26 protein-coding genes, 1 tRNA gene and 1 pseudogene are annotated in these 26,764 nt (G+C 45.2%); 23 read left to right on the top strand and 5 right to left on the bottom strand.

Features of this window, described 5'->3' with window-relative positions; translation table 11 throughout:
- Positions 1-68: 68 nt before the first annotated feature.
- Positions 69-2,087 (top strand): ATP-dependent DNA helicase RecG, encoded by a 2,019-nt coding sequence (gene recG / locus INT76_RS05695; protein WP_428843971.1) that lies wholly within the window; start codon positions 69-71, stop codon positions 2,085-2,087.
- 26 nt (positions 2,088-2,113) lie between these two features.
- Here recG and INT76_RS05690 read toward each other — a convergent pair whose 3' ends face one another.
- On the bottom strand, positions 2,114-2,965 hold the full coding sequence (locus INT76_RS05690; protein WP_212569571.1) for a helix-turn-helix domain-containing protein: 852 nt from the start codon (positions 2,963-2,965) through the stop codon (positions 2,114-2,116).
- 293 nt (positions 2,966-3,258) lie between these two features.
- On the opposite strand from INT76_RS05690, the gene INT76_RS05685 reads away from it, so the two are divergent.
- The 4 genes from INT76_RS05685 to INT76_RS05670 are packed head-to-tail and all read left to right on the top strand — an operon-like array spanning position 3,259 to position 5,534.
- Positions 3,259-3,588 (top strand): hypothetical protein, encoded by a 330-nt coding sequence (locus INT76_RS05685; RefSeq protein ID WP_249116129.1) that lies wholly within the window; start codon positions 3,259-3,261, stop codon positions 3,586-3,588.
- A 23-nt stretch (positions 3,589-3,611) separates the two neighbouring features.
- Positions 3,612-4,010: a hypothetical protein gene (locus INT76_RS05680; RefSeq protein WP_212569570.1), complete on the top strand. Its 399-nt coding sequence runs from the start codon at positions 3,612-3,614 to the stop codon at positions 4,008-4,010.
- On the top strand, positions 4,007-4,864 hold the full coding sequence (locus tag INT76_RS05675) for a hypothetical protein (RefSeq protein WP_212569569.1): 858 nt from the start codon (positions 4,007-4,009) through the stop codon (positions 4,862-4,864). Before INT76_RS05680 ends, INT76_RS05675 begins: the two co-directional genes overlap by 4 nt.
- Positions 4,857-5,534 (top strand): ABC transporter ATP-binding protein, encoded by a 678-nt coding sequence (locus INT76_RS05670; RefSeq protein ID WP_212569568.1) that lies wholly within the window; start codon positions 4,857-4,859, stop codon positions 5,532-5,534. Before INT76_RS05675 ends, INT76_RS05670 begins: the two co-directional genes overlap by 8 nt.
- A gap of 54 nt (positions 5,535-5,588) precedes the next feature.
- Here the strand turns inward: INT76_RS05670 and INT76_RS05665 are convergent, their stop codons facing one another.
- Positions 5,589-6,551 carry an asparaginase gene (locus INT76_RS05665; RefSeq protein ID WP_212573026.1) on the bottom strand — a complete coding sequence of 321 codons (963 nt, stop codon included), beginning with the start codon at positions 6,549-6,551 and terminating at the stop codon, positions 5,589-5,591.
- 66 nt (positions 6,552-6,617) lie between these two features.
- On the opposite strand from INT76_RS05665, the pseudogene INT76_RS05660 reads away from it, so the two are divergent.
- Positions 6,618-7,977: pseudogene (locus INT76_RS05660) on the top strand (HAD-IIB family hydrolase).
- A gap of 54 nt (positions 7,978-8,031) precedes the next feature.
- Here the strand turns inward: INT76_RS05660 and INT76_RS05655 are convergent.
- On the bottom strand, positions 8,032-8,484 hold the full coding sequence (locus INT76_RS05655) for a universal stress protein (RefSeq protein ID WP_212569567.1): 453 nt from the start codon (positions 8,482-8,484) through the stop codon (positions 8,032-8,034).
- Positions 8,485-8,784: 300 nt separating this feature from the next.
- Here INT76_RS05655 and INT76_RS05650 point away from each other — a divergent pair, with 300 nt between their 5' ends.
- Positions 8,785-9,999 (top strand): pyridoxal phosphate-dependent aminotransferase, encoded by a 1,215-nt coding sequence (locus INT76_RS05650; protein ID WP_212569566.1) that lies wholly within the window; start codon positions 8,785-8,787, stop codon positions 9,997-9,999.
- 135 nt (positions 10,000-10,134) lie between these two features.
- Positions 10,135-10,722, top strand: coding sequence for a DNA-directed RNA polymerase subunit delta (rpoE, locus tag INT76_RS05645; RefSeq protein WP_212569565.1), 588 nt, complete (start codon positions 10,135-10,137; stop codon positions 10,720-10,722).
- A 358-nt stretch (positions 10,723-11,080) separates the two neighbouring features.
- Here rpoE and INT76_RS05640 read toward each other — a convergent pair whose 3' ends face one another.
- Positions 11,081-12,574 (bottom strand): nicotinate phosphoribosyltransferase, encoded by a 1,494-nt coding sequence (locus tag INT76_RS05640; protein WP_212569564.1) that lies wholly within the window; start codon positions 12,572-12,574, stop codon positions 11,081-11,083.
- A 333-nt stretch (positions 12,575-12,907) separates the two neighbouring features.
- Here INT76_RS05640 and INT76_RS05635 point away from each other — a divergent pair, with 333 nt between their 5' ends.
- The 15 genes from INT76_RS05635 to rpsI all read left to right on the top strand — a co-directional run bounded on the left by INT76_RS05635 (position 12,908) and on the right by rpsI (position 25,574).
- Complete coding sequence (locus INT76_RS05635; RefSeq protein WP_212569563.1) at positions 12,908-14,290, top strand: glycoside hydrolase family 1 protein; 1,383 nt, start codon at positions 12,908-12,910, stop codon at positions 14,288-14,290.
- A 24-nt stretch (positions 14,291-14,314) separates the two neighbouring features.
- Positions 14,315-15,430 carry a MupG family TIM beta-alpha barrel fold protein gene (locus INT76_RS05630; protein WP_212569562.1) on the top strand — a complete coding sequence of 372 codons (1,116 nt, stop codon included), beginning with the start codon at positions 14,315-14,317 and terminating at the stop codon, positions 15,428-15,430.
- On the top strand, positions 15,417-17,393 hold the full coding sequence (locus tag INT76_RS05625; RefSeq protein ID WP_212569561.1) for a BglG family transcription antiterminator: 1,977 nt from the start codon (positions 15,417-15,419) through the stop codon (positions 17,391-17,393). The genes INT76_RS05630 and INT76_RS05625 overlap by 14 nt, the downstream gene beginning before the upstream one ends.
- 1 nt (position 17,394) lies before the next feature.
- Positions 17,395-17,706 (top strand): PTS sugar transporter subunit IIB, encoded by a 312-nt coding sequence (locus INT76_RS05620; RefSeq protein ID WP_212569560.1) that lies wholly within the window; start codon positions 17,395-17,397, stop codon positions 17,704-17,706.
- Position 17,707: 1 nt separating this feature from the next.
- A complete protein-coding gene (locus INT76_RS05615; RefSeq protein ID WP_212569559.1) occupies positions 17,708-18,040 on the top strand; it encodes a PTS lactose/cellobiose transporter subunit IIA in 333 nt (110 codons plus the stop codon).
- Entirely contained in the window at positions 18,040-18,480 is a 441-nt protein-coding gene (locus INT76_RS05610; protein ID WP_212569558.1) for a DUF3284 domain-containing protein, read from the top strand. Before INT76_RS05615 ends, INT76_RS05610 begins: the two co-directional genes overlap by 1 nt.
- Positions 18,481-19,833 (top strand): PTS sugar transporter subunit IIC, encoded by a 1,353-nt coding sequence (locus INT76_RS05605; RefSeq protein WP_212569557.1) that lies wholly within the window; start codon positions 18,481-18,483, stop codon positions 19,831-19,833. It abuts the gene before it with no gap.
- Between the two features lie 125 nt (positions 19,834-19,958).
- Positions 19,959-20,044, top strand: a tRNA-Leu gene (locus INT76_RS05600).
- Positions 20,045-20,210: 166 nt separating this feature from the next.
- Positions 20,211-21,092, top strand: a complete 882-nt coding sequence (locus INT76_RS05595) for a class II fructose-bisphosphate aldolase (RefSeq protein ID WP_212569556.1) — start codon at positions 20,211-20,213, stop codon at positions 21,090-21,092.
- Between the two features lie 197 nt (positions 21,093-21,289).
- The gene (rlmB, locus tag INT76_RS05590; protein ID WP_212569555.1) at positions 21,290-22,018 is read left to right on the top strand and encodes a 23S rRNA (guanosine(2251)-2'-O)-methyltransferase RlmB; all 729 of its coding nucleotides are present in this window, start codon (positions 21,290-21,292) and stop codon (positions 22,016-22,018) included.
- Positions 22,019-22,027: 9 nt separating this feature from the next.
- Positions 22,028-22,675 carry a hypothetical protein gene (locus INT76_RS05585; protein ID WP_212569554.1) on the top strand — a complete coding sequence of 216 codons (648 nt, stop codon included), beginning with the start codon at positions 22,028-22,030 and terminating at the stop codon, positions 22,673-22,675.
- A 36-nt stretch (positions 22,676-22,711) separates the two neighbouring features.
- Entirely contained in the window at positions 22,712-23,572 is an 861-nt protein-coding gene (locus INT76_RS05580) for a DegV family protein (RefSeq protein WP_212569553.1), read from the top strand.
- Between the two features lie 49 nt (positions 23,573-23,621).
- Complete coding sequence (locus INT76_RS05575; RefSeq protein WP_212569552.1) at positions 23,622-24,515, top strand: DUF7916 family protein; 894 nt, start codon at positions 23,622-23,624, stop codon at positions 24,513-24,515.
- Positions 24,516-24,715: 200 nt separating this feature from the next.
- Entirely contained in the window at positions 24,716-25,162 is a 447-nt protein-coding gene (gene rplM, locus INT76_RS05570) for a 50S ribosomal protein L13 (RefSeq protein ID WP_024414440.1), read from the top strand.
- Positions 25,163-25,181: 19 nt separating this feature from the next.
- Positions 25,182-25,574 carry a 30S ribosomal protein S9 gene (gene rpsI, locus INT76_RS05565; RefSeq protein ID WP_002942223.1) on the top strand — a complete coding sequence of 131 codons (393 nt, stop codon included), beginning with the start codon at positions 25,182-25,184 and terminating at the stop codon, positions 25,572-25,574.
- A 56-nt stretch (positions 25,575-25,630) separates the two neighbouring features.
- Here rpsI and INT76_RS05560 read toward each other — a convergent pair whose 3' ends face one another.
- Positions 25,631-26,677 carry a tyrosine-type recombinase/integrase gene (locus tag INT76_RS05560; protein WP_044763287.1) on the bottom strand — a complete coding sequence of 349 codons (1,047 nt, stop codon included), beginning with the start codon at positions 26,675-26,677 and terminating at the stop codon, positions 25,631-25,633.
- Positions 26,678-26,764 lie beyond the last annotated feature (87 nt).

Below are 26,764 nucleotides of genomic sequence, written 5' to 3'. Positions count from 1 at the left end.
TTTCTTTCTTCCGGTCTTTTATCGTTTTGGCTGAGTGAGGTCGGTGGATTTTTTGATATAATGAAAGCATGATACATTTGGATGACAACTTGGCAGTCTTACCGGGGATTGGCCCCAAGTCTGCGGAGAAATACAAGAAACTGAATCTAGTAACGGTAGGAGATCTCTTGTTTCACTATCCTTTTCGTTATGAAGATTTTGAAAGCAAGTCGGTTCTGGACTTGCAAGATGGAGAGAAGGCACTCGTGCTGGGACAGGTAGTAACACCGGCTCAGGTTCAGTACTATGGTTTTAAACGCAACCGCCTGCGCTTTTCCATCAAGCAGGGAGAACTCATTATTTCGGTTTCCTTTTTTAACCAGCCCTATCTAGCGGATAAGGTCGAAGTGGGAGCAGATATTGCTATTTGGGGGAAATGGGATAAGGCAAAAGCCAGTCTGGTTGGGATGAAAGTCATGGGACAGGTGACAGAAGACTTGCAACCGGTCTATCATTTGGCTCAAGGAATCAGCCAGACCAATCTCGTCAAATTAGTCAAGGCAGCAGTTGACAAGGGCTATCTGGAATTGGTGACCGAGAATTTACCTCAAATTTTACTGGATCGTTACCAGCTCATGAAACGCAAAGAAGCCGTTTTTGCCATGCACTTTCCAAAAGATTTGCAGGAATACCGTCAAGCACTCAGGCGGATAAAATTCGAGGAATTGTTCTACTTCCAGCTACGTTTGCAGGTACTAAAGGCAGAAAATAAAAAACAGACCAACGGCCTTGCGATTGCCTATCAGGCAGAGGCTTTGAAGGAAATGATGGGGCGTCTGCCTTTTGAGCTGACCCAGGCCCAAGAAACGGCCCTGTCGGAGATATTAGCCGACATGCAATCAGGGAGCCACATGAACCGGCTTTTGCAGGGAGATGTCGGCTCTGGAAAGACTGTTGTGGCAGGCCTAGCCATGTACGCAGCCCATACCGCCGGCATGCAGTCTGCCATTATGGTACCGACTGAGATATTGGCTGAACAGCACTATGACAGTTTGAGCCAACTCTTTCCTGACTTATCTATTGCCCTCCTGACCGGAGGAATGCGGGCAGCACCGAGGCGGACAGCCCTTGCGGCCATTGCTTCAGGACAGGTAGATATTATCGTCGGCACCCACGCCCTCATTCAAGAGGGAGTCACCTATCATCAGCTAGGCTTGGTCGTAACCGACGAACAGCACCGATTTGGTGTCCATCAGCGCCGGCAGCTCCGTGAAAAAGGAGAGAATCCGGATGTTCTCATGATGACAGCGACACCTATCCCACGAACCTTAGCCATCACAGCTTTTGGGGAGATGGATGTGTCGATTATCAACCAGCTTCCGGCCGGCCGCAAACCCATCATTACCCGCTGGGTCAAGCATGAACAGGTTCCAGTTGTCCTTGAATGGCTGGAAAAAGAGCTGACCAAGGGAGCTCAGGTCTACTTTATTTCTCCCTTGATTGAGGAATCTGAAGTCCTTGATTTGAAAAATGCAGTAGCGCTCAAGGAAGACCTGTCTGCCTATTTTGGTGAGCGAGCCAAGATTGCCCTTCTTCATGGCAAGATGAAAAACGAGGAAAAAGATGCGATCATGCAAGATTTTAAGTCTGGACAAACAGATATTCTAGTATCCACCACAGTTATTGAAGTGGGGGTCAATGTTCCCAACGCCACAGTCATGGTGATTATGGATGCGGATCGTTTTGGTCTCAGTCAGCTTCATCAGCTACGTGGCCGCGTCGGGCGTGGGCATAAACAGTCCTATGCTATCCTTGTCGCCAACCCCAAAACAGAATCCGGTAAGGATCGGATGAAGATTATGACCGAAACGACCGACGGCTTCATCCTAGCAGAAGAGGACTTGAAGATGAGGGGGGCTGGGGAAATTTTTGGCACCCGCCAATCTGGCTTGCCAGAATTTCACGTTGCCAACATCATTGAGGACTACGCCATCTTAGAAGAAGCTAGGCGCGTTGCCAGCCAGATTGTGGCTGACAAAGACTGGCAAAACCAACCTCAATGGCAAATCCTCCTTCCCCACCTTCAAAGGAGTGACAATTTAGATTAGACGACAAAAAAGCCCGTTGGATCTTTTCAACGGTATTTTTTTACTTCATCTTCCAACATCGTCAGCAAGTCCTGCTCATCTGTCAAGCGCAGGATGGCCAAACCATTCTCAATCAAGGCATCATCCCCACGGCAGATGCCGAGACGAACCTGAGCAAAACCGAGGGAATCATAGCGTTTCAGTTTTTTGGCGAGTTCTAAGGTTCTAAGGGTAATCTTTTCACAATCTTTAAGTAACTGGTTGTAAAAATAAATAGTTGATACATTGGTAAGGATACTTACTTGAGCTTCTTTGATATTGTGAAAGTCTTTGTACTTTTCTAAGCTTTCAAAAATACGCTTGGTCAAATGAGGCAGATTTTTCACAGGAAAAGCATACAAAATAGTTTGTAAGAGTTTTAGATCACTCATATACCAAGTATCTTGCTTGTCCAAATAGTGATAAATTTTTTCAGTCAATTGCTCAAATTCCCTATCTTTTTTATTAGGGCCATGTTGTCGCATAAATAGAACAATTTTTAGGACGCTTCGTAGATGCTCAACAGGAACATCATGTTGCTTACTCAGATAGTCATCACAACTATCAATTAAACGCTGAATCTCAGCTATCTTAGGTTTTTGAGCGACTTTTTGATATTGAGAAAATATTTTTTGGCGGTTACTTGGCTGATACAGATTACAGATGTAATGAAATTCTTCCACGGACATGTTAAGTTGATCAAGCAAGAAAATCATATGCTCAACACTCGGCACAACATGATGATTTTCGATTTTAGATAGGGTCGTCATTGACAAGAATCCACCACAAACCTTTTTTTGAGTCAGCCCCTTAGAGCGCCGAATAGTTTTATAAACACTTCCAAAATTCCAAGTAAACATGCGAACCTCCAAAAAAGTTGAATATTGTTTATGTTTTATGAAATAACCTTGAAGCTATTGTATCATAGAATTACAAAAGATTGGAGGTTGTTATGAAAAATAATAAAATAATTCTGTTTTATCTAGCAGTTTTGCTCTATATCACATCAATGGGTTGGCCGTGGAGTTTCCCTTGGCCATGGTGGAAATAGACATCGTAGAAAGGAGATGAGTCCAATGGACTAATAAACTTTGGATATTTTGTAATGCTTATGTTTTGTTAAAAATTTTTCAAAATGGAGGAAGACGATATAATGAAAAAGATAAGAAAAATAATAGTGGCCGTTCTCATGACAATGACTTTAACTACAAGTGTTACAGTTCTAGCGGCTACATACGGTGACTACTACAATGGTGTTAGAAATACAGAGTTTTTTCAAGTAAAATATTTTGGTGAAGCTTGGACGACTCGTAGAGGTCATACAACTTGGATTAAATATTATCGTAGCGGTCGATATTTAGGTGGAGCTATCGCTATGAAAGACTCTTGGCGCCCTGCAAGTGATAGAGTATACAGCTCTGTTAATATTTGGGACTCATTCAATCCATGGGCACCAAAGACACAATTCTATTACAAACTATAAAATACTAGTCAGGAGAAATGATAATGCTTTATAAAGAAAACTGGAAAAAAGAAATATTCTTTCTTGACAGTTTAACTGTCTTTATCATTTCTCTTTTTATTTACTTTCAAAAAGGAAGTTTTTGGCTACCATTTGGTTTTCTATGGTTTAATGCAGCCATACTTATTATTCAACTAAAAAAACAGCAGCATCACATTCGAGTTCATCACATATTAGGAGAATCAAAGGCTGGCTTTATCTATAACTACCTGAAGTTACATCTGAGTGCGCTATTTTGTTCCTATGTAATTGCATCTGGGCTATATGTTTTTCTAAAATCTGATGACTCTTATAGACCCCTGCTACTTTGTTTATTATGGGTAGTATTGCTTTATCTTAATAATATCTGGATAATTGCTCTGACATTAAGGAGGTTGCTATGAAGAGTATTTCATTACTGGTTCTCAAAAAGCGGTGGTTTTTGTTTTTAATCTTATTGATAATGGTTTTTATGACCAACTTGGTTTTTTGGAATGAGAGCACCCAACTTTTTCGTAATTTTTCATCAATGGAAAGAATGAGGATAGAAGGAGAAAAAGGAAGTTATGAATCATATTATATTCCTGTGGCGGACGAGAATAATTTTGTTGCCCCTATGAGTCTTACTGAACGGCAGAAGATTTATCAAGCCTTCTCGGCATTCATGGACGGGAATCAAAAAATGTATGCGAATAAACTTAGTTTTATAGCACATGGGGAGGAACTTCGCTTAGTGAGTCAAGACGAGCTCAAAGATGCGTTACTAGGAGAAGAATTGGAGGACTACCTCTTTAATGATTTACTGCTTCCAAAGGGAGAAAAAACAGAGAAATTATTTCATGATTTAAATGCGATTGGGTCATCAATTGGACTGAGGACCATGTTCTCATCTTACCAAATTAATAAAGATTACTTTCTGAACAATTTCTACTTTGCTTTAGGATTTTCAGCGTTAATCCTACTTTTTTCTTTTTTTGTTTTCCAATCCTTAGTGAAAGCAAGCATGAAAATATGTCAGAATGAACTCCGTGTATTGCGAGTAGTAGGAGTGGGTAAAAGGCGGCTGGTCAAAAATTATTTGTGCTTGTTTTTCTTACCAGTTGTTTTAGGGGTTTTAGTATTTATTTTGCTAGTTTACACCAGTAGTGGTACATTCATCTGGACGGATTTTTTAAGTTTAAGTTGTATTAACGGTTTGTTTTACCTATCATTGTTTATCAACGTTAATCGAAATATGAAAGAGGTTTTCTATGATTAATTTAGAAAATATTCAAAAAAAATATCGCGATACAATCATATTTGAATCAGCAAATTTTCACGCAGATGCCGGACAGATTGTCCTTATACTTGGTAAGTCAGGTATTGGAAAGACAACCTTATTAGAAATCATAGCAGGTTTACGGACACTTGATTCTGGGGAGTATGTCTATCAAGGTTCTAAACTATCTTTTGCTGACGATGAAACTATGAGTGCTTTTCGAAATAAGCATGTTGGCTATATTTTACAGGATTTTGCATTAATAGAAGATTATACAGTTGTAGAAAACCTCTTGCTTCCAGTCTTGTATAGTCAGACAGTTAGTCGTGAAGAAGCGGCAGCTCATGCGGAGTCTCTTGCTGGGAAATTCGGGCTAAGTAATGTATTAGATAAGAAGATTAAATCAGTTTCTGGTGGTCAAAAACAAAGGGTAGCTATTATTCGTAGCCTGATTTTAAAACCAGATATTTTGCTTGCTGATGAACCTACAACGAATTTAGATAAAGAGAATTTTCAACTAATCATAGATATGTTTCAAGAGTTAAAAAAAGAAGGAAAGTGTATTATCATCGCTACGCATGACGAGCGGATTCTTGAATTTGCTGATAAAGTCTATCAAATTGAACATAAAAAAATAACTCTTTTAGAGAAGATAAAGGCGTTAGAATAGGGTTTCTAACGCCTTTGTCTCCGAACTGAACAGCCCGTTTCACGAGCTTTTTTCTTACCCTTGAATATAGTCAGCCAACTCTTGCCCTTTTAGGCCGGCAGCAAGGGCGATGAGGAGCTTGAGTCGGGCTTTTTGGGCATTGAGTTCTTTGACAAAGAGGATGCCCATTTCCCGAAGTTGGACACCGCCGCCGGGATAGGCATAGACTGGTTCTGCAATGCCATTGAAACAACGCGAAACCAAAACGATTGGCAGGCCCTTGTCGAGTAGGCTGCAAAGGGCAGGCAGGATGGCAGGAGGCAGGTTGCCCGCCCCGAGTGCTTCTAGAACCAGTCCATCAACTCTTGTCTGCTGGAGGGCATCTAAGAGAACGGTGTCCATATCTGCATAGACCTTGATGATGGGAACGATTCCCTCAACCTTGGGCAAATCAAAGCGGACACGGGGGTCAGCGGTCTTGAAATAAAGGATTTCTCCCTTTGTGACCAGGCCAAGTGGGCCGTGTGTTGGAGTTTGGAAGGTGGATACATTGGTTGTATGGGTCTTGGTAACGTACTTGGCGGCGTGAATCTCATCATTCATCACGACCAGTACCCCCTTATCAGCGGATTTATCGTCAGCCGCTACCCGTAGCGCACAGAGGTAGTTGTATACTCCGTCGCTCCCCAACTCATTGGAGGAGCGCATGGCTCCAGTCAGGACAATGGGGCGAAGGGGGAGTTCCATCGTATCTAAGAAATAGGCGGTTTCCTCTAAGGTGTCCGTGCCGTGGGTGATGACAAATCCGTCATAGTTTTCTGCTTCGGACTTGATTTTTTGATAGAGGGCGGACATGTCCTTCAGCCGGATGTGGGGGCTGGGCAGATTGAGGAAGTCTAGTGCAGTGACGGTGATACCATCCAGCGGATGAGAAACCGTGGTCATAGGGTTGACAGCGCTGGACGAAACTTGGCCCTTGTCATCGGCCTGCATGGAGATGGTGCCACCAGTGTGCAAAACGAGAATGTTTTTCATTATCTTTCAGATTCTTTCAATTTTATGATATACTAATTGTATCATAAAAAGGGAAGGTAGGTGAAAGGGTTGACAGTAAAAGCGGTCTTTTTTGACATTGATGGAACGCTCTTAACAGATAGTCGAACGGTTAGCAAGTCAACCATTTTAGCTATCAACGCCCTGAAAAAACAAGGGATATTGGTTGGATTAGCCACAGGTCGTGGGCCACGGTTTTTGCTTCAATATATGGCTTCGCTTGGATTGGACATCGCTATTGCCTACAACGGGCAGTACATTTTTTCTCGTGAGCAGGTACTCTACACCAGCGAGCTTTCTCGCGAAGCGTTAGAAGTGATGATGGACTATGCAGAAAGTCATCAAAAGGATTTGTCTTTTGGGATGGCGAATGGAATTGCCGGCAGCAATATCATGAGCTTTGGAGTGGGAAATTTGGCCTACCGTATTTCCCGGATTGTTCCCAAGTCCTGTGCAGGAGTGATTAACTTTATCTTTAACCGGCTCATCAGGCGCTTGCGCCCCCAGAAAAAGGCCAATTTTGAGGAGGTGCTTGGAAAGCCGGTCTATCAGATGATGTTGCTTGCGACCGAGCAGGAAACCAAACAATTGGCGGAGCGGTACGAATTTTTAACCTTTACCCGTTCTAGTCCCTATGCGGCAGATATTATTAACAAAGGCAATTCAAAATTAGAAGGGATTCGTCGGGTTGGAGAGAGGTATGGCTTTGGTCCGGAAGACGTGATGGTGTTTGGCGATTCCAATAACGACATCGAGATGCTGGAGGGAGTTCGCTATTCAGTGGCTATGAAAAACGGCACCAGACGGGCACGCCAAGTCGCTTCTTATGTGACAGACAGCAACAACAAAGAAGGCATATACAAGGCTCTAGCCCACTTTGGTCTTCTAGGAGAAGGTGTTCATGTTTCAAAGTAAGGACGCGCAGTTCAACCAAGTCAAGGCTTTTCATGCGGTCATGGACGGCACTACGCAAGAAAAACCGCTTGCTTACGATTCAGAATATGCCAGCCATCGGGCGGATTTTAAAATCGAAGAGCTGGTCGAATTTTTACACGCAACAGTTGACAAGGATGAGGATTTTGACAAGCTCCTTCTTGGCCTCCATCAGGCCTTAGACAAGGCTGCTTCCAAGGCAAAAACCAAACCCTACCCGACCAATCCGCTGGTCGGTCAGGTGGATGCCCTCCTTGACCTTCTTTATCTAACCTATGGCTCTTTCGTTCTGATGGGAGTAGACCCAGAGCCGATCTTTCGTCTTGTTCATCAGGCTAATATGGGGAAGATTTTCCCAGATGGGAAGGCCCACTTTGACCCTGTGACCCATAAAATTTTAAAACCAGATGACTGGGAGGAACGCTTTGCTCCTGAGGCGGCCATCCAAGAAGAAATCAACCGGCAACTCAAGCCTTAAACAAAAGACTCAAAACCGCGGTTTTGAGTCTTTGCTATTTTGTGAGCCTGTGGATTAGATGCTCTTGTCACTGTTGCGGACGATGAGCAGGTCGATGGTTGCGTGACGCATGATATACTCAGAAGAAGAACCGATTAACAAACGCTCAAAGGCATTCAGTCCGGTTGCTCCCAAAAGCATCAGGTCAGCTCCAGTTTGTTTTGGAATATCCAAGGATAGAAGTGTTTTTGGATTTCCAAATTCGATAACAGTTTGCACATCCTCCAAACCAGCATTTTTAGCTTCTTGCTGGTATTCTGCCAAAAGGTCCTTGGCCTCTTTTTCAAGAGATTCGTAGACGGAGGCATCGAAGGCTACGACATTGTGCAAGGCGCGTGTATCAATGACATGGGCGATAACAAGACGGGCCTGATTGCGCTTGGCGACATGGATGGCCTTGTGAAGGGCAAGTTCTGCTCCTGAGGAGCCATCAACAGCGACAAGGATAGTTTTATAAGATTGGGTCATAGTTCTTCACTCCTTTCCCAATGGCAAAGCCGAGAGGCCCAGTTGACAGGAAGCAAGACCGAACAGCAGCTCCTCCAAGCTGGACAGATGGATGGTCGACACCCGACTGCCACGGAAGGGGAGAACGTGCTGGGAGGAACCATTCCGCCTGGAACACGACAGAAACCCGATTCGGTAGGAACAAGCAGGGTGCTATGTATACATATATATTATAAGCTATTTTCAAAGAAATGTAAAGTATTCTTGTGATTTTTCTTCATTTGAGCTACAATATGTACAGAGAAAGTTCGAGGTGATTCCATGAGACAATTTACCAAGTCCACAAAATTGGAAGACGTAGCCTATGATATTCGTGGGCCAGTTTTAGAAGAAGCGATGCGTATGCGAGCCAACGGCGAGAAGATTCTGCGTTTGAACACGGGAAATCCTGCGGAATTTGGCTTTACGGCTCCAGACGAAGTGATTCGCGACTTGATACACAATGCGAGAAATTCAGAAGGCTACTCCAACAGTAAGGGGATTTTCTCAGCCCGCAAAGCAATCATGCAGTACTGCCAGGTCAAGAAATTCCCAAATGTAGACATTGAAGACATCTACATCGGCAACGGTGTCAGCGAGTTGATTGTCATGTCTATGCAAGGGCTCTTGGATAATGGGGATGAAGTGTTGGTTCCTATGCCGGACTACCCATTGTGGACAGCTGCAGTCAGTCTGGCTGGAGGCAAGGCGGTTCACTATGTCTGTGATGAGGCTGCTGATTGGTACCCAGATTTGGACGATATGCGTGCTAAGATTAGCGACCGAACCAAGGCTATCGTCCTTATCAACCCCAATAACCCAACTGGGGCTCTCTATCCAAAAGAAATTTTGGAAGGGATTGTCGAGTTGGCACGCCAGCACGAGCTGATTATTTTTTCAGATGAGATTTACGACCGTATGGTTTTTGATGGTCAGGTGCATATTCCTATTGCAACCTTGGCACCGGATCTCTTTGTCGTGACCATGAATGGCTTGTCCAAATCCCACCGCATCTGTGGCTTCCGTGTGGGTTGGATGGTTCTTTCTGGGCCTAAGCGTCATGTCAAGGACTATATTGAAGGGCTCAATATGCTGTCCAATATGCGTTTGTGCTCCAATGTCCTTGCCCAGCAGGTTGTCCAGACTTCCTTGGGAGGGTACCAGTCGGTTGACGAATTGTTAGTTCCGGGTGGCCGCCTGTACGAGCAAAGAGAATTTATCACCAAGGCCATCAACGATATTCCTGGCCTTTCAGCCGTCAAGCCTCAGGCTGGTCTTTATCTCTTTCCTAAGATTGACCGCGAGATGTATCGGATCGATGACGATGAGCAGTTTGTGCTGGACTTCCTCAAGCAGGAAAAAGTTTTGCTGGTGCATGGCCGAGGATTTAACTGGAAGGAGCCTGACCACTTCAGGATTGTTTACCTGCCGCGCGTAGATGAGTTGGCAGAAATTCAGGAGAAGATGACTCGCTTCTTGCGTCAATACCGTCGCTAGATAGAAGGTCTGGGAACTGTTTCCCAGACTTTTTCTTCTTTGAAGGGGAAAAAGAGAAAAAGCTTGCTTGAATCCTTTGACTATTTTAGGAATTTAGCGTAGAATAGAAAGGAAAGACAAAAAAGGAGAACAACCTTGGAATTAAACGTATTTGCAGGACAAGAAAAAAGCGAATTATCCATGATTGAGGTGGCGCGTGCTATCTTGGAAGAACGTGGACGTGACAATGAGATGTATTTCAATGACTTGGTTAATGAAATTCAAAACTACCTTGAAAAATCAAATAGCGAAATCCGTGCGGCCTTGCCAACCTTCTACTCTGACTTGAATGTGGATGGCAGCTTTATTCCGCTAGGGGAAAACAAGTGGGGCCTTCGTTCTTGGTACGCTATTGATGAGATTGACGAAGAAGTCATCACTCTTGAAGAAGAGGATGAGGATGCACCAAAACGCAAGAAGAAACGTGTCAACGCCTTTATGGATGGTGATGAAGATGCTATTGACTATGGCCATGACGATCCAGAAGATGAAGATGGATACGGTGCTTCTAGCTCATCTTCAGATTACGATGATGAAAATCCAGACGATGAAAAAGACGAGGTGGAATCCTACGATTCAGAAATCAACGAAATCATTCCAGACGATGATTTGGTGGACGAAGACGTTGATTTGAGTGAAGAAGATGACGATTTTTCAGACGACGAAGTCTTGGAGGAAGAATAAATTGTCATTTGACACCCCGTCCAAATGCCAAAAAGATACTATCGGGTACCTCTTTTGAGGTCATAGCTCCCTATTCGTAGGGGGCTATTTTTATTATTTTTATTCCTAAAAAGGAGAAAAAACGACAACAACCAAGTATGTCTTTGTGACTTGTCAGTGCCATCTAGAGCTGCTGTCGCGGCCAACCATCCGGAAGACACAGTTCACTGCAGCCCTTGAAAACCAGAAGAAGTAAACCTCGAAGGGGCGTGCGAAAAAATAGATAGGGTTGCATAGCCTCAAACAAAAAGCGAACACGTTTGGACTTCGATAAGCAGAAATCGACCGTTGTTCGCTGTTTAGTGTTGTAAAAGGCTGGCTAGTCCTCAAATTCCGCTAGTAGGTTAGCACGGACTTGATCGAAGGACATGTCTTTTATGAGGCGACCATCTTCAAAGATAAGTTCCAAGAGGTCATCAGAAAAATCATCGGAGGCTGTCAAGCCGTCAACAAAGCTGTCAAGACTAGGAACTTTGACCCGGCCTCTCTGGGATTTTTTCAAGCCGTCATCTGTTTTGGGATTCTTGAAGATGACTTTTTCTTCCCCGTTGATAATGATGGAGGTTGCTTTAACAGCAAAGCCCAAGGTGTCACGGGTATGGTGTTGATAGGTCAGAGATCCGACACCGAAGACGAGGTTGCTGGAAGCAAAGCCCTTGTCTTTGAGTCCGTGGAGGATACGCACCATTTTTTCATAGTTGACCCCATCTCCATAGATGGCCCCAATGTGTGGGTCGAGTACCTTGTAGCCTTTGGAATTGACCGTGCCGCCAAAAATATCCCAGAGGCATTCAATCAACCCCTTACGTTCATGCTCAGTCTGGGCTTCTGAGTCGCCACAGATAATGCTGTAAGAGTCGCCGCTGTCTGGGCGGATAACCAAGCGCGCATTGTCTGGACGGGCCATGATTTCTTCTTTAAGGAGGGGTAGGTTCTGGGTGATGTTGTGCCAGAAGTCCGTTGTGTCTGACACGATGGAAATCATGGAGTCGGGGAAGGTTTCCATCAGGTAGCGGAAGGTTGGCAGTTCATCAATCCCATGGGCGCTCATAACAGAATGTTCAGAGGCAGGAATGGAGGTGCCGATGAGATTGTTAGAGCCATAGTAGGCTTCTACAAAGGAGATAGCCGGGATGGTGTCCGTCCCCAGAAAGGCGATGAGGTGCCCTGCTCCAGATGTTTCTGCACTTTCCAAGGAACTCATTCCCCGCATTGAAAAATCATGGGCTTGAAAGGGAATGTGATCCATGGAATCACAAGTGTCCTTGGCCAGCTGGGTCAGGGTTTTGCGATAGGCGCGTGCAACACTAGCAGATACAATCGGTTGCCAGAGGGACATATTGAGCAAGGTTTCGATGTAGTTGGTCAGCCAGAAAAAGTCTGGGTGGGTATTTTCAATCGTCAAAATCGGTACTCGAATCGCCACAGATTTTCCTTCTGGAATGGCCTTGATTTTAAGCGGCAAATAGCCTAAATCATGGAGCTGTCCGATATGGTCGCTGGCAAGATTTCCTCCCAATGTCCGCTGGATAAAGGCTTCATATTCTTCTAAGACATCCGCTTTGGGGCGGCTGAAGAAGTTTTTCTCAAAATAATCAAGGAAATATTTTTTAACAAAAGCCTGAAAACCAAAAGCGACAGCTCGGTCTAGGTGAGGAGCCTGCTTGTTGCTGCGAGGTGTAAATGTGCTGTAAATAACTTGTGACCCCTTGGGATACATAGGTCTGTGAGAAACCTTGTAAAAATCACACAGCAGGGTCGGAACTGCGGATGCTCTTAATTGGTAGCGGGGTGTCTGCTTTATTTCTTTCATTTTCATCAACCTCCGAATGTGTTAGGTTTATTATATCAAAGTTTGGGATAAAGGGGGCTTAAAAAGGGAAAAACCTGCAAAAGAATCGTTTTTTACTATGAGGTTCACATTTTTTTGCCACCAACTTATGGAAAAGGAAGTAAATTCCGACCAGCTTTTTAAAAGTCTGCTAAAGGGTGAACTACTTTTAGAGGAAGGAATGTTTGTCAGGGCTTCCTCTTTTTATTGTTTCTGCGCTTTCCGCAAGGAATACGGAAAATTTGGAATGAAGGGAATCTTTTTCTTTCTGGCTCTTCATAGTATAATAGAAGAAAAAGAAAGGGCTTACAAATTATGTTGACATTTCCAAAGGATTTTGTCTGGGGCAGTTCGACCTCAGGTCCCCAAAGCGAAGGCAGAGTAGCTGGGGATGGAAAGGGAGAGAACCTCTGGGATTATTGGTACTCCCTTGAACCAGACCGTTTCCATGGGCAAATCGGCCCAGAAACCACCTCCACCTTCTACCTCAACTACGAAAAAGATATTGACCTCCTGCTGGAAACAGGGCATACCATCTTTCGAACCTCCATTCAGTGGTCTCGCCTCTTCCCGAAAGGAGTTGGAGAGGTCAATCAAACAGCCCTTGCCTTCTATCGAAAGGTGTTTAGCCTGATTAAGGACAAGGGGATTGAGCTGATGGTCAATCTCTACCACTTTGATTTGCCCTTTGAACTGCAAAAAATCGAGGGCTGGGAAAATCGGGCCATCGTAGACGCCTATCAGGCCTATGCCCGCTTTTGTTTTGAAAACTTTGGGGATCTGGTCGATCGCTGGATTACCTTTAATGAACCCATTGTCCCCGTCGAATGCGGCTACCTATACGATTATCATTACCCCAATAAATTGGATGCCAAGGCAGCAGCCCAGGTGGCCTACCATACCCAGCTCGCGAGCTCTCTGGCTGTCAAGGAGTGCCATGCGGTCAATTCCGCCTATAAGATTGGCATTGTTCTCAACCTGACACCAGCCTATCCGAGGAGCCAGCATCCTGCTGATCTCAAGGCCGCCCGTATTGCGGAACTCTTTCAGGCCAAATCTTTCCTTGACCCATCCGTCAAGGGGGAATACCCGCAGGAATTGGTGGCCATCCTAAAAGAGCACGACCTTTTACCGACTTACAGGCCAGAAGACCTAGATGTCATCCGCCAACACAAGGTTGACTTCCTGGGTATCAACTACTACCAACCCTTACGGGTGGCTGCACCGCGCTATCTGCCTCACCCAGATGCTCCCTTCCAGCCTGACTTTTACTATGACCATTATGTCATGCCCGGCCGGAAAATCAATCCTCACAGGGGCTGGGAAATTTATGAAAAAGGGATCTATGATATTGCCCAAAGCATCAAGGAAGACTATGGCAATATCGAATGGCTCCTGACCGAAAACGGGATGGGTGTTGAAGGCGAGGAGAAGTTCCGTGAAAATGGCTTTATTCAAGATGATTACCGCATTGACTTTATCAAGGGCCATTTGAAAGAATTGCACCGGGCCATCGAAGAAGGATCCAATTGCAAGGGCTATCTCCTCTGGACCTTCATTGATTGCTGGTCTTGGTTAAATGCCTACAAGAATCGATACGGCCTGATTGAGCTCAACCTGGAAACCCAGGAGCGAATCATCAAAAAATCCGGCCACTGGTTTAAAGAATTGAGCCAAAATGGGGGCTTTGAACCCTAAGGCAGAATAAGAAAGGACAAAGACATGGTTCAGCTAGGTTTTTCTCTTTATCCTGAAGGGCATGATCAGGAATCGTTGTGGAACTATATCCAGCAATTTCCAAGGGAGATGTTTAGCCGCGTCTTTCTCAGTTTTCTCCAGCTAAATCCATCCGACCAGGCTCTGTTGCATCACTATCAGCAGATCGTTGCCATCTGCAGAGAGGCTGGTTTTGAAGTGGTAGGAGACCTCAGTCCCCAGCTCTTAACAGGTTTGGGCTGGGAAGCAGATATACTTGGTCAGGCCAGGGCTTTTGGTCTGACTGGTGTGCGGTTAGATGAAGCTTATTCCGCAAGTCGGATCAAGGAGTTACTGGATCAGGAAAGGGAAATGACCCTAGAACTCAATATGAGTGTGGACAGTAAGCTAGTCACAGATTTGTTGGCCTTGGGGGTAAGCCCTGAGCGGTTAACAGCTTGCCACAACTTTTACCCTAAAGCCTACACAGGTCTATCAAAAAGTCATTTTCACTTCATGAATCAAGTCTATCGAACCATGGGGCTTGCGACCGCTGCCTTTGTGTCTGCCGCCTCTGCCCAGCAAGGGGCTTGGGCGTATGATGAGGGTCTGCCCACTCTGGAAGAACACAGGCAGCTAGCCTTGGCAGACCAATTGCGCTACCTGCTGGCAGCGGGAGATGTAGACACCATCATCTTGTCCAATCAATTTATCTCAAAAGAAGAACTTCAGATAATGATTGAAGTGTTTGAAACCAATAAGGAAGAAATTGAGTTGGAATGGGAAAGTGATTTGGTCTTGACTCCGCTTGAAGAGGCTATCCTAGCCTATCCTCATCACTATCGTCCAGATATTTCTGACTACTTAATTCGCTCTACCATGCCACGGCTGGTTTATGGTCAAAAAGACCACCCCGTCCGAATCCAAGAAAAAAAGGCCAAACGTGGAGACATTCTTTTGGCCAATCAGAATTACGGACGTTACGCAGGTGAGCTTTCTCTAGCCTTATGCGACCTTGAGCTGGATGAGCGAACCAATATTATTGGACGGCTCAGTCCTTATTCGATAGAATTACTCGATTTTTTGAAACCAAACGACGCGTTTCGACTACGGAGAAAGGAGGGAATCAGTGAACCAACGTGAAATGGCCCTGCTGGAGATTTTTCTCAACCACTCCCAGCAAGGCTACCTCAGCAGCCGTTTTTTGGCTGAGGAAATGAGCCTGTCCGATCGGACCGTTCGCAAGATCATCAGGGATGTCAGCCAATCTCAGGATCAACTGGGTCTTCGGATTCATTCCCTGCCCAGCAAGGGCTATCGCCTAGAAATTGTCGACCCAGACCTCTTTCGCTCCACCTATGAGACCATCAAGGCTGACCGGAGTTCCCACAAGCAAAGGGGGAATTTGGAATGGCAACGGGATCGGGAGCATTATCTCCTCCACCAACTATTTTTTGAAGGGGAAAAGATTCCTGCCCAAGACTTGACCAAGCTCCTCCATATCAGCCCATCGGCCCTCTCCAAACTTCTTGCCAGCATACGAGAGCGCTTGACTCCCTACTCCTTAAGCCTCAGTCGCAATGAGGAAGGGAATCTGGCAGTTGAAGGCTTTGAGCGGGACAAGCGTCACTTTATCGTTGAATATTTCCTCTCTCGGCAGGTCAATCAACCCTTACTGGGCTACTTGGAGGAAATTCCCCTTTTTGAAAACATCGACACCCGAAAACTCTACACTGCTATTTTAGAAGTCAGTCGGGAAGAGGATTTATCCCTTTCGGATTACAGCCTGACCAACTTACTGGTTCACCTAGCCTTGGCTATTGAGCGGATTTCCTCGGGACATACAGTTCGCCCTCTCCCTCTTGGACAGGAAGAAGCTTATATCAAGTCCAGAGAGATTTCCCTCAAAATGATGGAGCGGATTCGCCTCTATCTAGGAATTGACCTGCCTCAGGCGGAAGCAGACTACATGGCCCTCCATCTGCTGGGCAAGGGCAATACCAGTCTGCCCAGTGATTTTCAGCCTATTTCTGACAGTGATTTAATGCTCGTTCTGGAGGACTTATCCAAGCACCTGCCCCAGGGCTTGGTGGCAGACGATTTGCTCCTAGAGGGTTTACGGGATCACCTGTCGCCCCTCTTGCTTCGACTTCAAAATGGCATTCGTCTGGACAATCCCCTCTATCAGGAATTAAAGGATAGTTATGGCAGTTTGATTGTAGCAACCAAAGAGGCTTTCTCCAAGCTGCCCTGCCTAGTTCTTTATCAGGTATCCAATCCAGAATGGGCCTATATCACCCTCCATATCTTGGCGGCCTTAGAACGGCAGAAGAGCAAGGAAAGCTTGCGGGTTTTACTGGTCTGCGGTACAGGTGTCGGCAGTGCCCAGGTCTTGCAGCATCGCCTCATGAGCCATTTTGGGCAGCGCTTGGACATTCTGGCCTGTGTCAGTTTTCATGAACTCTTCCGTCAAGATTTGAGCCAGGTTGATCTGATCCTTTCTGCTATTGATCTGACTGGTCACGTTTTTCCAAAACCGGTTATTTCCATCAGTGTTTTGCTGCCTCAGGCAGACATTCAAAAAATAGAAGCTTACTTAGCCACAGGGCATTCATCGGGTCAAGGCCAGGTTCATCCCCTGTCAGAATTGGAAGAAGCCTGTCAGCACTGTTTTTCAGAAGACCGCTTTTTCTATCAAGAGGAAGCCATGTCCAAGGAAGACTTACTGAAAGAGATGATTGGCCGACTGACGGACAGTAGCAAAGAAGGTTTTGTCGAGGACTTTTACCAGCAGATTCTCACACGAGAGGAGCTGGGCAGCCTCATCTTTGCAGAAGGAATCGCCTTTCCTCATCCAGCCAAGTCTTTGTCCATGCAAGAAGAAATCGTCGTGGCTATTTGTTCTAGACCCTTGGTCTGGAATGAAGATGGACAGGATGTTTCAGTGGTGATTCTCCTATCTCCCTCTCTCTGGGAAAACAAGCACATGAAGCTACTGACCCAGCACCTGGCCCGATTATTAGACAGTATAACCTTTCGCGAGCGTCTCCTCTTGGAGCCGACTCTAGACACACTTACACAACTCATTTGCACAAAGGAGGTATAAAATGAAAACAATTATGTTAGTTTGCAATGCAGGGATGTCAACCAGTATGCTGGTTACCAAGATGGAAAAGGCAGCAGCTAGTCAGGGGGTTGAAGCCAAGATTTTTGCTGTCCCTGTTTCCGAAGTGGATCAGGAATTTGCTAGCCAAACCATCGATGTCCTGCTGATTGGTCCTCAAGTCCGCTTTATGCTGGACGAATACAAGTCCAAGTTTGAACCAGCTACCAAGGTATCAGATATCAATATGATGGATTACGGGACCATGAATGGGGAAAAGGTATTTGCAGCAGCCATGTCCCTTCTAGGTGATTGATATGGATAAGGAACAAGAATTGCTAGAAGCTGTCATGAAGCTGATTATGTATGGCGGGGATGCCAAGAGCCATGCTGTGGAGGCTATCCGAGCTGCTAAGGCCTTCCAGTTTGATCTGGCTGAAGAAAAACTTCAGCTGGCCCAACAATCCTTGAGCCTGGCCCATCACGGACAAACAGACCTACTCACCCAAGAAGCCAAGGGCGATAAGGTTGCTCTCAGCCTGCTCATGGTGCATGGACAGGACCACCTCATGAACGCCATTACCTTTTTAGATATGGCCAAAGAAATGGTGGATGTCTATCGGAAATTAGAAGAAGTAGGAGGGAGTTAATGGAAGCTCGACTAAGTGTTAGAGGAACGGCCCCAGCCATCTACCAAACCCTCTTGGACCTTTTTCAAAAGGATTACCAATCCGCCACAGGCCAGACCATTCAACTGGAGGCTATCAAGGAAGGGTTGACCTACCTGAAACATTTTGGGAAGCAGGGGGAGCAGTCCGTTAGGATCACAGTAGGAGAGCTTATCCCCGACAAACAGTACACCGTCGCTGTTCAATCCAACCGAGGTGTACAGTGGATTACCTACCAACTTCTGCCCCTTGAAGATGGCAGGACGGAGGTCACCTACACAGAGGACTACCTACCGGAAGGAAAGTTTCAACAGTGGAACTATCGTTTGCTCCTGCCCCTCATGAGAAAGGGTCTGGAAAAAAGGATGACATTACAAATCGAAAAACTTGCAGAATTTGCAGAAAAAAAGGAGGTTTCCTAAATGGATACATTTTTGAAAATTGCAGGTAAGTTAGGGTCACAAAAGCACCTAATTGCTATACGGGATGCCTTTATTGCCATGTTCCCGCTGACCATGGCAGGGGCTATCGCTGTCTTGTTAAACGTATTGGTGCGGGATATTCCGACCAATATGGGCTGGACTGGCTTTGCGGAAGCTATGAAGCCTCTGATTGAGCTCAACGGCTATGTTTACTTTGGTACCATTGCCATCATGGCCCTAGCCTTCGTCTTTGCCCTCGGCTACAACCGGGCCCAAGCTGAAAAACTCAACCCGATTGCAGGGGGCTTGGTTTCATTTGCAGCCTTCATCTCCACCATTCCACAAACCCTGACCATTGTGACTGATCTGACTGGTTTGGACAAGTCAGTTTTGACCAAGTTGACTAATCTTGGCCTGATGGTATCTGGCAGCAACCTAGAAACTTCCCAGTGGGGCGTTATTTCTGTTGCCTATGCGGGGGCAACTGGCCTCTTTGCAGCCATGCTGATTGGTCTCTTGTCAGCCGAAGTTTATATTTTCTTTATGAAGAAAAATGTCATCATCAAGATGCCTGATAGCGTACCACCTGCGGTCAACAAGGCTTTTGCGTCCATGATTCCGGGGATTGCAGCCATCTATGTATCTGCCCTAGTTGGTTATCTATCAACCCTTCTGACAGGCCAAGCCTTGAACGATTTGATTTCCACCTACATCCAACAGCCTCTGATGGGCTTGTCTCAGGGCTGGTTCAGCGTGGTTCTCCTTTCCTTCCTAGTCCAGCTCTTCTGGTTCTTCGGCCTACATGGACACAACGTATTGGGGCCAGTCATGGACGGGATTTACCTGCCAGCCCTCTTGGAAAATACAGCTGCCTATGAAGCGACCAAGGATGTCAGTCAACTGCCATACCTCTGGACCCGTGGTTCCTTTGATGCTTACGGCCAGATGGGAGGCTCCGGTGTCACCATCGCCCTGATTATCGCCATCTTCCTCTTCTCTAAAAGACAGGAATACCGTGCAGTTGCCAAACTGTCTGCTCCGATGGGTATCTTCAACATCAATGAACCCATTACCTTTGGTATCCCAATGGTTCTAAACCCACTCTTTGTCGTACCATGGTTGATTGTACCGCCTGTCTGTGTGGGCATCGCCTATGCCGCGACCGCTGCAGGGCTCATCCCGCCGGTTTATGTATCCATTCCGTGGATTACCCCTCCAGGTCTTTACGCCTTCTTGGCAACCGGAGGAAATGTCATGGCTGGTCTTGTTTCCCTCTTTAACGTCTTTGTAGCCTTCTGTATCTGGGCACCGTTCGTTATCGCGGCCAACAAGGTTCAAGCTCCTCAAGACTAAAGATGATACGGGCCCGAAGCCTCTTTCGGGCCTTTTCTTTTTCCAAAAAAGCAAAAAGGTTCGAAAAAGGGTAAAAAAGTCTTGACAAGGGCAGCATCCGCATGATATACTAAATCTTGTGTTAAGCGGGGATGGCGGAATTGGCAGACGCGCAGGACTAAGGATCCTGTGGCCGCTTTAGGCCGTGTGGGTTCAAGTCCCACTCTCCGCATCGCAGGCTAGCTTCGGCTGGTCTTTTTTTATTTTGTAGCCCTTATGAAAATTCATGTGAAAACTTTCTCAAAAGCCTGCAGTTTGAGCTAGCATTTTCCAAAGAAAAATGGTAAAATAAAGCCGTATGGGGTCTAACCCTTAAAAAATATTAGGAGGCTATCGAAATGCCATTAGTTTCAGCAGAAAAATTTGTCCAAGCAGCCCGTGACAACGGTTATGCAGTTGGTGGATTCAACACAAACAACCTTGAGTGGACTCAAGCTATCCTGCGTGCCGCAGAAGCTAAGAAAGCTCCAGTTCTTATCCAAACCTCTATGGGTGCAGCAAAATACATGGGTGGCTACAAAGTTGCTCGTAACTTGATTGCTAACTTGATCGAATCAATGAACATCACTGTTCCTGTTGCGATTCACCTTGACCATGGTCACTACGAAGACTCTCTTGAGTGTATCGAAGTAGGTTACACTTCTATCATGTTTGACGGTTCACACCTTCCAGTAGAAGAAAACCTTGCAAAAGCTAAAGAAGTGGTTGAATTGGCACATGCTAAAGGAATCTCAGTTGAGGCTGAAGTTGGTACTATCGGTGGTGAAGAAGACGGTATCGTTGGTAGCGGTGAATTGGCTCCAATCGAAGATGCAGTAGCAATGGTTGCAACTGGTATCGACTTCTTGGCAGCAGGTATCGGTAACATCCACGGTCCATACCCAGCAAACTGGGAAGGTCTTGACCTTGACCACTTGAAGAAATTGACTGAAGCTGTACCAGGATTCCCAATCGTATTGCACGGTGGTTCAGGTATTCCTGATGAGCAAATCCAAGCAGCTATCAAATTGGGTGTTGCAAAAGTAAACGTAAACACTGAGTGCCAAATCGCATTTGCGAACGCTACTCGTAAATTTGCAGCAGCTTATGAAGCAAACGAAGCAGAATACGACAAGAAGAAACTCTTCGACCCACGCAAATTCTTGGCTGACGGCGTAAAAGCTATCCAAGCCTCTGTTGAAGAGCGTATCGACGTATTCGGTTCAGCTGGTAAAGCCTAATTGAAAAAAGTGAAAGGGTTTGTCCGAAAGGGCAAGCCTTTTTGATATTCTGTTAGCCAAGTAAAACTAGCACTTTTCTGCGAAGGCTTTATGATTGCGAATCGGTAAAATCGAAGAGCGGATCTACCATTTTTAGACAGCGCACTTCTTAACCCTCTCACCTTGGACTGGCTAGCTAGGTGTGATATAATAAAACCATGGAAAAAAACGATATTGTATACGGCGTTCATGCTGTTGTGGAAGGCTTGGAGGCCAATACCGGCAACAAACTCTACATTCAGGATGATTTACGCGGCAAAAATGTAGAAAAAATCAAGGCACTGGCTGCAGAAAAGAAGGTGTCAATTTCTTGGACTCCTAAAAAGAGTTTGTCAGAAATGACGGATGGAGCTGTCCATCAAGGCTTTGTCCTGCGGGTATCCGAATTTGCCTATGCGGACTTGGCGGCTATTTTGGAAAAAGCGCAAGCAGAAGACAATCCTTTAATCCTCATCCTAGATAGTCTGACAGATCCGCACAACTTTGGCTCGATTTTGCGAACCGCAGATGCCACTCAGGTGGCGGGCATTATTATTCCCAAGCACCGAGCGGTCGGTGTGACCCCAGTTGTGGCCAAGACCTCAACGGGTGCGGTCGCCCATGTTCCGATTGCCCGTGTGACCAATCTCAGTCAGACCCTTGATAAACTCAAGGAGGCGGGCTTCTGGATTTTTGGAACAGACATGAATGGAACCCCAAGTCACAAGTGGAATACAGCAGGCAAGCTAGCCCTTATTATCGGCAACGAAGGCAAGGGAATTTCTCCAAATATCAAAAAGCAAGTTGACGAAATGATTACCATCCCTATGAAGGGGCATGTGCAGAGCCTAAACGCCAGCGTGGCAGCGGCCATTCTCATGTACGAGGTCTTCCGAAAGAAAATATAGGAGCAAGGCATGAAGATTTTGGACGTGTATCCTCTCACAAAATACAAGACAGATGACTATGACTTTATTCTGTTTGATATCTATTACTCAAAAACGAAGAATTGCTTCTCTTTCTGTTGTGAATTGGCAGAACAAGCAGAGCAGTATCCTTTAGAGGATTTACTGGAACAGTATTGGTTAGTTTGTGGTGACTATTGTGGTGAGGCAATTGAGATGGAGGGCACAAATCGTTTTTTGCTCGAAGTTGAAACGATTGACAACACGAAAGAGGATTTCATTCATATTTTAAATTTTTCGACAATCATTGGGAAAAATGTTCTCAATTTTCCAGTCGGTAAATTCGAGTGTATGGGCGTTTTTTGTGAAGAGGTTAGTCATTTCGTCCTCAATCAACAAGAAATCAAATTGCCGATTTATCGATATAGAAATGATCGAGATGGCATGGTTAGATTTGAAAACAAACATGCAGAAGCAGTACTAATATACAATCATCTAATGAAAGAAAAATCTTATGAGTTTCCTAAGGTTATGGGTACGACATTTGATTTCATTTATATCAAAGACTGGAAAGCCTATCTAGTAGGCAAACAAGGAGAGAGTGATTGTCAGCTTCGAATAGGTGTTGATGGAGTGGAAGAACTAGAGATAATAAAGTGACAAGTACTTAAAAAACAGTTAACATAGGAGAATATCATGACATTTAAGATTGTAACGGACTCCACGGCTGACTTGCCAGTGGCCTGGGTCAAGGAAGAAGGAATCACAGTGCTAGGTTTGACAATCAACCTAGATGGGGTTACCTATGAAACGGTCGGAGAGAATGCTTTGACCAGCGAGGCTCTTCTTGAAAAAATGCAAAAAGGCGGTCTGCCGACCACCAGTCAGGTCAATGTCGGACAGTTTGAATCCGTCTTTGAAGAGGCGGCTAAGGCGGGGCAGGAGGTCTTGTATCTAGCATTTTCTGCCGCTCTATCTGGAACCTACCAGAGCAGTGTTATTGCACGGGATATGATTAAAGATACTTATCCAGATGCAGTGATTGAACTAATCGACACCAAGGCCGCGGCTATCGGAGAAGGATATTTGGTCATGCAGGCTGCGAAAGCTCGCAAGGCTGGGAAGACCCTCGCAGAAACCAAGGCTTTAGTGGAAGAACTAGCACCGCGCTTGCGAACCTATCTTCTGGTCGATGACCTCAACCACTTGGTGCGGGGTGGCCGTTTGTCTAAAGCCGCTGCCCTTATCGGTGGCCTAGTCAACATCAAACCCCTCCTCAGTCTAAATGCAGAAGGAAAATTAGAGCCTGTTGCCAAGATTCGTGGTCGCAAGAAGGGGATTAAGGAAATGCTCAGCCTGACCTTGGACAAACTGGACCACACCACCGTCATGGTGGCCTACACAGGAGAGGATACCACTGCTCAGGAAATCAAGGCCAGTCTCTTGGAGCAACCGGCTGTAGAAGAAGTCCTCTTGGCTCCACTCGGCCCAGTGATTGCGACCCATACCGGCGAAGGAGTTATTGCCCTTATATCTATCGGAAAGGAAAAGAGATAAGTTCTCTTTTTCTTCACAGGAAAAAAGAAAACGCTTTCTAGGAGAAACAATGAAACGACTATTATCATGTTATGCGAGCGATATTGCTGCTTTTGGCAAGGAAGAACTCAAACAATCCATCTTGGCCAGCGAAGGCCGTACCCTGATGGGGGAAACCGTCGTAACGGCGGCTCCCTTGATTGCCGGCGTCACCAATGCTGAGATGATGGCAGCCTTTGGCTGTGATCTTTTGGTGCTCAATGAATTGGACGTCTTTGAGCCGAACATTGTCGGTTTTGAGCCCTGTGCCAATCCGATTGCGGCCATTAAGGATTTGACAGGCCGACCTGTCGGTATCAATCTGGAGCCTGTCGATGACACATTATCTGTTCTGGATGAACAGGTTCAACTGTCACCAGGGCGCAAGGTTAGCCCAGAAAGTCTAGCAAGAGCCAAGGCTTTGGGAGTTGACTTTATCATGCTGACAGGCAATCCCTCTACGGGGGTATCAATGACGGCTATTCAATCCGCTATTGCGCTGGCTGTTCAGGAGTTTGATGGCTTGGTGTTTGCAGGCAAGATGCACGGTGCAGGACTGGGTGAATCAGTTGTGGACGAACGAGCCCTCCTCAGCTTCATCGACCTAGGCGCAGACGGGGTTTTGATTCCTGCGGTTGGAACGGTGCCTGGTGTCAGAGAGGAGCTAGTAGCGCCTATTGTTGCTAAAATCAAAGCCAAGGGCGGCTTGGTCATTTCCACTATTGGAACCAGTCAGGAGAGCGCGGACAGTCAGACCGTTCGAGAATTTGGCTTGAGTAACAAACGGGTTGGCTCCGACGTTCACCATATCGGCGATGGCAGCTATGGTCGCATGCCTGACCCTGAAAATATTCTAGCCCTCTCCCTTGCTGTTCGTGGAAAACGGCACACCTATTTCAAGATGGGCCAGTCCGTCAAACGTTAAATATGGAAACAAACTTTGCGGCTCTGCCTTTGCCAAAAAAAGAAGAAAATCAGAGCAAAATAGCTTGACTTTGGTCTTTTTCTTTTGATATAATGGTAAACGGTATTGTTTACCCCATTTGAAAGGCCCCGGAACCTTCCAAATACCTGCGGACCGGAACATCCGCCCTGTAAACAAAAACGATTCGTATAGGAGAAATCATGAACAAAACAACCTTCATGGCTAAACCAGGCCAAGTTGAACGTAAATGGTATGTTGTTGACGCAACAGATGTACCTCTTGGACGCCTTTCAGCAGTAGTCGCAAGCATCCTTCGTGGTAAAAACAAGCCAACTTTCACCCCTCACACTGACACTGGTGACTTCGTTATCGTCATCAACGCTGAGAAAGTGAAATTGACTGGTAAAAAAGCAACTGATAAAGTATACTACACTCACTCATTGCACCCAGGTGGTTTGAAATCTATCACTGCGGGTGAACTTCGTTCTAAGAACGCTGTTCGTTTGATTGAAAAATCAGTTAAGGGTATGCTTCCACACAACACTCTTGGTCGTGCACAAGGCATGAAACTGAAAGTGTTTGTAGGTGGCGAGCACACTCACGCTGCACAACAACCAGAAGTACTTGATATTTCAGGTCTTATCTAAGGGAAAGGACGTAATCTAAATGGCACAAGCACAATACACAGGTACTGGTCGTCGTAAAAACGCGGTTGCACGCGTACGTTTGGTCCCAGGTACTGGTAAAATCACAGTAAACAAAAAAGATGTAGAAGAGTACATCCCACACGCTGACCTTCGTTTGGTTATCAACCAACCATTCGCAGTTACTTCAACCCAAGGTTCATACGACGTTTTCGTCAACGTGAACGGTGGTGGTTACGGTGGTCAATCAGGTGCGATCCGTCACGGTATCGCGCGTGCATTGCTTCAAGTTGACCCAGACTTCCGCGATTCATTGAAACGCGCTGGCCTTCTTACTCGTGACGCTCGTATGGTTGAACGTAAGAAGCCGGGTCTTAAGAAAGCACGTAAAGCTTCACAATTCTCAAAACGTTAATCAAAACCTTATTATACCAACGATTATGGCACTTTTTTGGTGCCAGTTGGTGTTAATTATAATGATAAGTCGTTTAAGAGACTTAAAGCATCGGCATCTTGCTGGTGCTTTTTTTCTGGCATCAATTCTAGATAATACTGTTGTGTTGTTAAGATAGAGTTATGACCTAGACGACGAGAAATATAGTCTAGGCTAATATCTTTTGAAAAGAGAAATGAGGCATGCGTGTCACGAAGTCCATGAAATGTCGTTTTTGTTAATCCCAACTGTTTTAACAGCTTTTGAAGTTGACCAGCTTGCTTGAATCCATTCCAATCAAAGATATAGCCTTCTTTTGTTTGTGCAAGTTTTGTCACAGCTTGATAAACATCTTCGTTGATAGAAATATCACGCTTAGAATGTTTGGTTTTAAGCTGGGTATCGTCATTAGTTGGACTAATTGATCGAAGAATTTTGATACCATATTCAAAAATATCTTCTTTTTTAATTCCTAAAAGTTCTCCACGTCTTGCTCCTGTCTCAAGGGCGAGAGCAACAAGAACATTAAATTCATCCTCAGTATGACTTAGGCAGTATTGTCTGAGTTTTTTAAATTCTGTGATAGATAGTGGAATATTTCGTTTAGCTTGTTCTTGCCCTTTTGCTTTTAAAAGATGACCAAAGTCATTGCTAATCAAACCACGAGCATACGCATATTTCAATGAACCACGGATTTTAAGAACAAGTTCTTTTACTGTTTTTTTAGAGTGGGTTTCAGCATATTGGTCGATTTTCTTTTGCATGACGAGATCGTCAAGGTGTTTAAGTTGAATACCATCAAAAAGGTCATCAACTACTACGAGAGTTCGTTTATAGTTTATAAAGGTGGCTTCGCGAACATCATTTTTCTTGACCGTATGGACCCAATTTCTATAAAAATCAGGAAATAGGGTGGATCGTTCGGCAATGTTCTTGCCACGACCTTTTTCAAGTTCCATTTCTAATGTCCAAAGCTCAGCATCTTTTCTGTTGCTAAAGGTTTTGGTTTCTCGTTTATATTCTCCTTTCTTATAAAGTGATACAGTTGCACGGTAAGAGTTACCACGTTTTGTTATTGTTGCCATTTTATCAGCCTTTCTATAAAAAATGATTGATAAAATAGACTAGTCACATATAGGATATATGAAAAATCTAATTTTATCAATCATTAT

This window comes from Streptococcus oriscaviae (genome assembly GCF_018137985.1).
In the GTDB taxonomy this organism is placed as follows: Bacteria; Bacillota; Bacilli; order Lactobacillales; family Streptococcaceae; genus Streptococcus; species Streptococcus oriscaviae.
The sequence above is the reverse complement of the archived record's forward strand: the minus strand, read 5'-3'. Positions and strand labels throughout refer to the sequence as shown.

Coding starts and splice junctions, on each gene's coding strand:
- recG (WP_428843971.1), top strand. CDS start 69: ATGATACATTTGGATGACAACTTGGCAGTCTTACCGGGGATTGGCCCC.
- INT76_RS05690 (WP_212569571.1), bottom strand. CDS start 2,965: ATGTTTACTTGGAATTTTGGAAGTGTTTATAAAACTATTCGGCGCTCT.
- INT76_RS05685 (WP_249116129.1), top strand. CDS start 3,259: ATGAAAAAGATAAGAAAAATAATAGTGGCCGTTCTCATGACAATGACT.
- INT76_RS05680 (WP_212569570.1), top strand. CDS start 3,612: ATGCTTTATAAAGAAAACTGGAAAAAAGAAATATTCTTTCTTGACAGT.
- INT76_RS05675 (WP_212569569.1), top strand. CDS start 4,007: ATGAAGAGTATTTCATTACTGGTTCTCAAAAAGCGGTGGTTTTTGTTT.
- INT76_RS05670 (WP_212569568.1), top strand. CDS start 4,857: ATGATTAATTTAGAAAATATTCAAAAAAAATATCGCGATACAATCATA.
- INT76_RS05655 (WP_212569567.1), bottom strand. CDS start 8,484: ATGACCCAATCTTATAAAACTATCCTTGTCGCTGTTGATGGCTCCTCA.
- INT76_RS05650 (WP_212569566.1), top strand. CDS start 8,785: ATGAGACAATTTACCAAGTCCACAAAATTGGAAGACGTAGCCTATGAT.
- INT76_RS05640 (WP_212569564.1), bottom strand. CDS start 12,574: ATGAAAGAAATAAAGCAGACACCCCGCTACCAATTAAGAGCATCCGCA.
- INT76_RS05635 (WP_212569563.1), top strand. CDS start 12,908: ATGTTGACATTTCCAAAGGATTTTGTCTGGGGCAGTTCGACCTCAGGT.
- INT76_RS05630 (WP_212569562.1), top strand. CDS start 14,315: ATGGTTCAGCTAGGTTTTTCTCTTTATCCTGAAGGGCATGATCAGGAA.
- INT76_RS05620 (WP_212569560.1), top strand. CDS start 17,395: ATGAAAACAATTATGTTAGTTTGCAATGCAGGGATGTCAACCAGTATG.
- INT76_RS05615 (WP_212569559.1), top strand. CDS start 17,708: ATGGATAAGGAACAAGAATTGCTAGAAGCTGTCATGAAGCTGATTATG.
- INT76_RS05610 (WP_212569558.1), top strand. CDS start 18,040: ATGGAAGCTCGACTAAGTGTTAGAGGAACGGCCCCAGCCATCTACCAA.
- INT76_RS05605 (WP_212569557.1), top strand. CDS start 18,481: ATGGATACATTTTTGAAAATTGCAGGTAAGTTAGGGTCACAAAAGCAC.
- INT76_RS05595 (WP_212569556.1), top strand. CDS start 20,211: ATGCCATTAGTTTCAGCAGAAAAATTTGTCCAAGCAGCCCGTGACAAC.
- rlmB (WP_212569555.1), top strand. CDS start 21,290: ATGGAAAAAAACGATATTGTATACGGCGTTCATGCTGTTGTGGAAGGC.
- INT76_RS05585 (WP_212569554.1), top strand. CDS start 22,028: ATGAAGATTTTGGACGTGTATCCTCTCACAAAATACAAGACAGATGAC.
- INT76_RS05580 (WP_212569553.1), top strand. CDS start 22,712: ATGACATTTAAGATTGTAACGGACTCCACGGCTGACTTGCCAGTGGCC.
- INT76_RS05575 (WP_212569552.1), top strand. CDS start 23,622: ATGAAACGACTATTATCATGTTATGCGAGCGATATTGCTGCTTTTGGC.
- rplM (WP_024414440.1), top strand. CDS start 24,716: ATGAACAAAACAACCTTCATGGCTAAACCAGGCCAAGTTGAACGTAAA.
- rpsI (WP_002942223.1), top strand. CDS start 25,182: ATGGCACAAGCACAATACACAGGTACTGGTCGTCGTAAAAACGCGGTT.
- INT76_RS05560 (WP_044763287.1), bottom strand. CDS start 26,677: ATGGCAACAATAACAAAACGTGGTAACTCTTACCGTGCAACTGTATCA.